The sequence below is a fragment of the Microcystis sp. LEGE 00066 genome (assembly GCF_015207925.1).
In the GTDB taxonomy this organism is placed as follows: domain Bacteria; phylum Cyanobacteriota; class Cyanobacteriia; order Cyanobacteriales; family Microcystaceae; genus Microcystis; species Microcystis ichthyoblabe_A.
Genome location: NZ_JADEVX010000248.1, coordinates 1 through 5,096 on the forward strand (window position 1 = coordinate 1; position 5,096 = coordinate 5,096).

The following is a 5,096-nucleotide window of genomic DNA, read 5'->3' on the forward strand; positions in this document are numbered from 1 at the left end:
TCCTGTAAATATCGGAATCGTCGTCGAAGATATAGTTTAAGAGTTAACTTGTTGGCGGCTATTTATAACTGTGAGTTAGGGATAGGTATAGCAGCTTCTTAAAAGTTGCCTAAAGATTAATCAAGTCAAGGAGAATTTATTCTCAATTTTTATAATTGAGATAGTTTGTGCCGCTTAAATAAAGAGGTTTTAATAACCAAATTAAAGCAGCTCTAAAGAGTTTTGAGTTAAAAGTTAAACTTCAAGTTTTCATTCAGGACGAATGTACTGATTAACTAATTTTTTTGGGAAAATTAGTTAACCGATCATTATAACATATAATTAATTTGCAAGAGTTCTAATGTACATGGTGCGTTCCCCAAAATCGATCGCTGGAGCAGTAGGAACCACCTTAGGGAACGCACCCTACAAGATTGCGTACTGCTACGCAGTGCCTTCGGCATCGCACTACAGCTTATTGGTTTAGCATAACGGATAAGTTCAGAGGCGCGCTTTAGCGCGTCCGCTGGAACGAATTGTTAGAACCCCGTTTGGCGATGTAATGTCAGCATCTTTAGGCTGAATGTTTTCTTCCGCAGCCTCTTCAAACAGTGTGAAGTCGGCAATGCTGAATAATGGCAATGAAGCTTTTTTGGATTTCTCATTGACAAAATCACCCATACGATCCGAGCCATTAGCCATCCTATGCAATATTGTTGTAATAGCCTCCTGGCTACGATCAACACCAATCCATTTCCGCCCAAGCTCTGATGCCACCACTAATGTGGTTCCAGACCCTGCATAGCAATCTAGGACAAGATCACCGGGATTTGATGATGCTTCAATAATTCTAGAAAGAAGTGCAGGATTCTTTTCCGTTGGATAGCCGGTTATATGAATGTTTTGATTATGCGCGTCACGAAAGTCCATCCAAATGTCTTGCACTGGAATTCCAGCGCTATTTTCAAGATAGATTTTTCGGCGCGGGTTTCCCGTTGGCGACCAATAAATCTCTCCACGGGCATCCATCTCATCTAGGGTTGACGGTTTATATTGCCAATGCTTTCCGGGTGGCGGCAGCTTGCCTTTCCACTCCCCACCTGTTTCCCCGTTACGGACACCGGGAGCATGGACGGGTACTTTTTTGTATCTGCGCCCATCGGGATCAAGGCATGGATACTCCTTTACTGATTTAACTTCATCCCATGGTTCAATTGGTCGGTTCCATACATAGTTATCGCTCTTTGTGTAGAAAAGAATGTAGTCGGCTACATTTCCGTATGTCTTTCTCGTGTAGTTCTTAGGATTGCACTTCTTGCGCGTTATGCAATTTCGGAAATTTTTCTCTCCGAAAATTTCATCTAAGACGACGCGAAAATGAAAAATCATTCTTTCATCAAGGTGAAGGTATAGCGAACCATCATCGGCCAACAAACGGTGAATTAAAATTAGGCGTTCGCGTAACGTTTCAACAAAATCAGGTCCAACAAGATGATCGTCATAAGCATGGTTTTGTTTTCTTGACTCAAAGGATGATGCAGTTGCAAATGGAGGATCGATGTAAACAAGTTTCACTTTTCCGCTTACGGCTTCATCCCTCGCTAAAGCCGCAAGTACAGCCAAGTTGTCCGCGTGGTAAAGCCTATTATCGCCGCCTGAATATGCCGAATTTGGCAAGTAGTGTCCTGCGGGAAGCGCAAGAATATCTTCTTGTGCCTTTTTTCCGGGGTACTCTAGGCGAAAACCATTAGTGTCCACAGGCGACACCCTTTCCCCTTTTGTACGATTTCCCATGCCTGGAATTGGAACCGCCATACTTAAGACCTCAACCATTCAGATGTGATGCGATCTGGAACCATGCGCAGCGTGACAACCTTTACGCGGTCTGGCCATTGATCTTCGATGTAGGCGTAATCATTCCACATAGAACCAAGTAAGAGGCCTGGGCCGTCATTTACATAGACCACTTTGATATGCGGCAATCCATGACTGTCTGCATAGTCAAGAATCTCTTGGGCAACTTCACGATATTGACCTGTGCGATCGTCCTCCTGTGCACCGCCGCGATCTGAGTCGTAGCGAGCCAAGCCAATAGCAAGCACTTTCTTGCCTTCATAGATAACGAAGTCCACTGGACGATCTGGCTTCGGATAATCCTTAAAAACATTTCCTAGCAGCACATCTTTACCTGCTCTTTGAGGGCCCGTAACAACAAACTCGATATGCTGGCTGCGCAGAACATCGAATAACCTTTCAGTTAAGTCATAGCCTTTTTTGCCGCGGTCCTTGTATTCCCAAAGCACTGCGCATAAAGCTTCGTCGGGCATGGGGTGACTGTCAAATTTTTGTTGGACTTCGACAATATTCCTGAAAGCATCACCAAACTCAGCGCATATTTTATCTGCGTCTGTTTTTCTTTTTAACATTTCAACTGGTGTTTGTGGGCTAACGTACTTCTTAAATACACGGCAAAGCTGCGTACGCATCCACTGATTCCTCGTGTCCATAATAGAGGTGAAAAAGTTAGTGGAAGAATGCGATGCCTTTAGCAATAGCCCAAACTCGACTAGAACTGGCTCATATAATCGGCAAGCGTCTGGAAGAATATCTGGGTAATACTCACCTGTGGCGAGTGTGATCCATGCCTCAGCTTCGGATTTGTAGTCGGAAAATTTTCGTTCTTTTTTCATTGAGCTTGCAGACCCACTATTTAAGAGGTTCTAACTACATATTATCTGGAAACTTTCCGTATAACACTCTCTGGGGTAACGATATGGGTCAACTTTCGGCATATCACTCTATTTAGGCGCAATCGCCCGAACTTTTCCCTATATCACGCCCAAAAGCGTGTTAGCCAGATTAGCCCACATCGCACTGGCTCTTCGGTTTGTGTTATGCAATGAACGGGGGTTATAAGGGATGGAACCCCTATATAGAAAGGCATTTAGCGATTTTTGTCAATTATTTTCGATCTAGAGCGAACTAATCAATTAAATCCTTTGCCAGATAAGGATTTAGTCGATTTATGCCCCCCTATCGAACCATACCAAGTAACGAAGAGCCATCGCACTTTAACCCACAGTTTCAATCAATGTGCATGGTGCGTTCCCCAAAATCGATCGATGGAGTAGTAGGACTTGCATTAGGGAACGCAGCCTACCAGCTGAATTCACTACGTTTACATGATTATGAGTTATCTAACACACGGTCGGGTGCAATCATTTGTTAGACCTCAAATTCGATTACAGTAGCAATGGCGGCTACAATTTCCAGCATTGTAATTTCAGAAACGCTTCCTAATTTACGAATAAACCTTTGTAAATCCACCCCCCTTAGTTGAAGAGTATCAATTGCAGAAGCTTTATTCAATCCATTGATACTGTTAGGTTCAATTTTAACGTGCCAGAAATTTGCTGAAAAATATGTTTTCCAGTCTGTAATAGGAGCAATAAGCTTGATAGGAAGCTTTCCTACTGAATCGGAACTGATGACGACGGCAGGACGCACTTTTTTGATTTCTGCACCAACAGTAGGATCAAAGTTGACTAACCAAATTTCTCCACGTTTTGGCAGCTCAGGGTTAATACTCAATGATGTCACCTGCCATTAACTGCTGCCATTCAGAATCTTGTTGATAGTGAGAGAGCATTATATCGGCTTGACTTTTGAGAATATTTCTACGTTCAGTCATTGGTAACTTCAGAAAAGCAAGACGCTGTTTTAAGGATGGAGATATATCTTCGGTGGTAGAAGAATCAGAACTAACTTCTTCAACCAAAATAACTACCTCAACAGTTTGTCCTACAGTCAGATCTGGAGATTCAATTTCAATTCTATTTCCCGGTAGGACTTTTGCTGTCCTGTACAAAGTTGATTTAACCATTTTAAGCCTTCTCTTTAAGTATTGTTGTTAATATAGCTTATTAAAATCGGCGACCGCACTTTAACCCACAGTTTCAATCAATGTGCATGGTGCGTTCCCCAAAATCTATTAGTGGAGCAGTAGGAACCACATTAGGGAACGCACCCTACGGCGATAGGGATTTGCTGAAACCGAGCTCAATACATACTGCTTTCTCTATTTCTTCCCAATAAACGTCTTCTAAAACACCCTGTTTATTTTTAATTCTTTGAGAATCTACAGCCCTCATTTGACTTAAGTTGATGTGTCGATCTCCGTCTAGTCCATTCTGCACTGTCGGTGTAATATTGACAACAAAAGGATAAGTCCTTTTCCCGGGCAACAATGGAGCAACTATTGTCGTTGTTCCATTTTGATTGCCAATATCGTTTTGTAAAATCAGGCAAGGACGTTCTTTATCGGTTTCATGACCAACAGCGGGTTTCAGATCGATCCACCAGATCTCTCCTCGCTTATAGGTTAGTCTTCCATTAGGCATTTAGACCGTCGCCCACTGCAATATCCCAGACAGAGATTTCTGCTTGCATCTCTGGATCATTAGCCTGATCTTTATAAGCGTCTTCTAGCTCTTTCATAAAAACCCTTCTCTTCTCTTGCCAGAGAACATCATTTATGAAGCTGCTACGATTGCTTGCTAGTCGATCTACAAATTCCAAAACTTCGTCGTCTAAGGTTATGCTGACTTTCTTACTCATTGCCATAAACTGTTTACGACAGCCTGGTAGGATTAGATCATCATACTAACTAATCCTACATTAATTGTCAATGCCTGCCTCTGATCTGTAAGTAGATTGAATGCCTAACGACATCTAGGGGTGCTACCCAATGCCTTCGGTATCGCACTTTAACCCACAGCTTCAATCAATGTGCATGGTGCGTTCCCCAAAATCGATCGCTGGAGCAGTAGGAGCCACTTTGGGGAACGCACCCTACAAGATTGCGTACTGCTACGCAGTGCCTTCGGCATCGCACTAACGTTTCGGGTCAGCGGTTGCCAGGATCTCTACACCCCGCCCAAGCAACTTCGGTCAATCCGCTGCACCGGAATTGTTAGGCACTAATTTTAGAGGTTCTTCGGTTTGTCTTATGCAATAGACGGGAGTTATAAGGGATGGAACCCTTATAGAGAAAGACATTGGGCGATTTTTGTCAATTGTTTTTTATCTAAAGCGAACTAATCAATTAAATCCCTTAC

The 5,096-nt window shown here is 42.9% G+C and carries 6 protein-coding genes and 3 pseudogenes; 3 read left to right on the forward strand and 6 right to left on the reverse strand.

From position 1 onward, the window contains the following. A pseudogene (locus IQ224_RS21515) lies at positions 1-102 on the forward strand (IS5/IS1182 family transposase); the annotation flags it as partial. 378 nt (positions 103-480) lie between these two features. On the opposite strand, the gene IQ224_RS21520 reads toward IQ224_RS21515, so the two are convergent. Further along, on the reverse strand, positions 481-1,794 hold the full coding sequence (locus IQ224_RS21520; RefSeq protein WP_228036342.1) for a site-specific DNA-methyltransferase: 1,314 nt from the start codon (positions 1,792-1,794) through the stop codon (positions 481-483). A gap of 2 nt (positions 1,795-1,796) precedes the next feature. After that, positions 1,797-2,669, reverse strand: coding sequence for a hypothetical protein (locus tag IQ224_RS21525; RefSeq protein WP_002746757.1), 873 nt, complete (start codon positions 2,667-2,669; stop codon positions 1,797-1,799). A gap of 258 nt (positions 2,670-2,927) precedes the next feature. Between IQ224_RS21525 and IQ224_RS25145 the strand changes: the two are divergent. Then, positions 2,928-3,110 (forward strand): annotated as a pseudogene (locus IQ224_RS25145) (hypothetical protein); the annotation flags it as partial. A 94-nt stretch (positions 3,111-3,204) separates the two neighbouring features. On the opposite strand, the gene IQ224_RS21530 reads toward IQ224_RS25145, so the two are convergent. The 4 genes from IQ224_RS21530 to IQ224_RS21545 form a co-directional block, all read right to left on the reverse strand. Further along, positions 3,205-3,579: a type II toxin-antitoxin system PemK/MazF family toxin gene (locus IQ224_RS21530; protein WP_172456622.1), complete on the reverse strand. Its 375-nt coding sequence runs from the start codon at positions 3,577-3,579 to the stop codon at positions 3,205-3,207. Next, on the reverse strand, positions 3,560-3,862 hold the full coding sequence (locus IQ224_RS21535) for a hypothetical protein (RefSeq protein ID WP_002746761.1): 303 nt from the start codon (positions 3,860-3,862) through the stop codon (positions 3,560-3,562). Before IQ224_RS21535 ends, IQ224_RS21530 begins: the two co-directional genes overlap by 20 nt. 145 nt (positions 3,863-4,007) lie before the next feature. Beyond that, positions 4,008-4,379, reverse strand: coding sequence for a type II toxin-antitoxin system PemK/MazF family toxin (locus IQ224_RS21540; RefSeq protein ID WP_002746762.1), 372 nt, complete (start codon positions 4,377-4,379; stop codon positions 4,008-4,010). Beyond that, the gene (locus IQ224_RS21545) at positions 4,372-4,596 is read right to left on the reverse strand and encodes a hypothetical protein (protein ID WP_002746763.1); all 225 of its coding nucleotides are present in this window, start codon (positions 4,594-4,596) and stop codon (positions 4,372-4,374) included. The genes IQ224_RS21540 and IQ224_RS21545 overlap by 8 nt, the downstream gene beginning before the upstream one ends. Before the next feature lie 169 nt (positions 4,597-4,765). Between IQ224_RS21545 and IQ224_RS25150 the strand changes: the two are divergent. Further along, positions 4,766-4,962 (forward strand): annotated as a pseudogene (locus IQ224_RS25150) (hypothetical protein). Positions 4,963-5,096: the final 134 nt, after the last annotated feature.

What these genes read in the sequence shown, in the direction of transcription:
- IQ224_RS21535 (WP_002746761.1), bottom strand. Translation starts at nt 3,862, where the DNA reads ATGGTTAAATCAACTTTGTACAGGACAGCAAAAGTCCTACCGGGAAAT.
- IQ224_RS21540 (WP_002746762.1), bottom strand. Translation starts at nt 4,379, where the DNA reads ATGCCTAATGGAAGACTAACCTATAAGCGAGGAGAGATCTGGTGGATC.
- IQ224_RS21545 (WP_002746763.1), bottom strand. Translation starts at nt 4,596, where the DNA reads ATGAGTAAGAAAGTCAGCATAACCTTAGACGACGAAGTTTTGGAATTT.
- IQ224_RS21525 (WP_002746757.1), bottom strand. Translation starts at nt 2,669, where the DNA reads ATGAAAAAAGAACGAAAATTTTCCGACTACAAATCCGAAGCTGAGGCA.
- IQ224_RS21520 (WP_228036342.1), bottom strand. Translation starts at nt 1,794, where the DNA reads ATGGCGGTTCCAATTCCAGGCATGGGAAATCGTACAAAAGGGGAAAGG.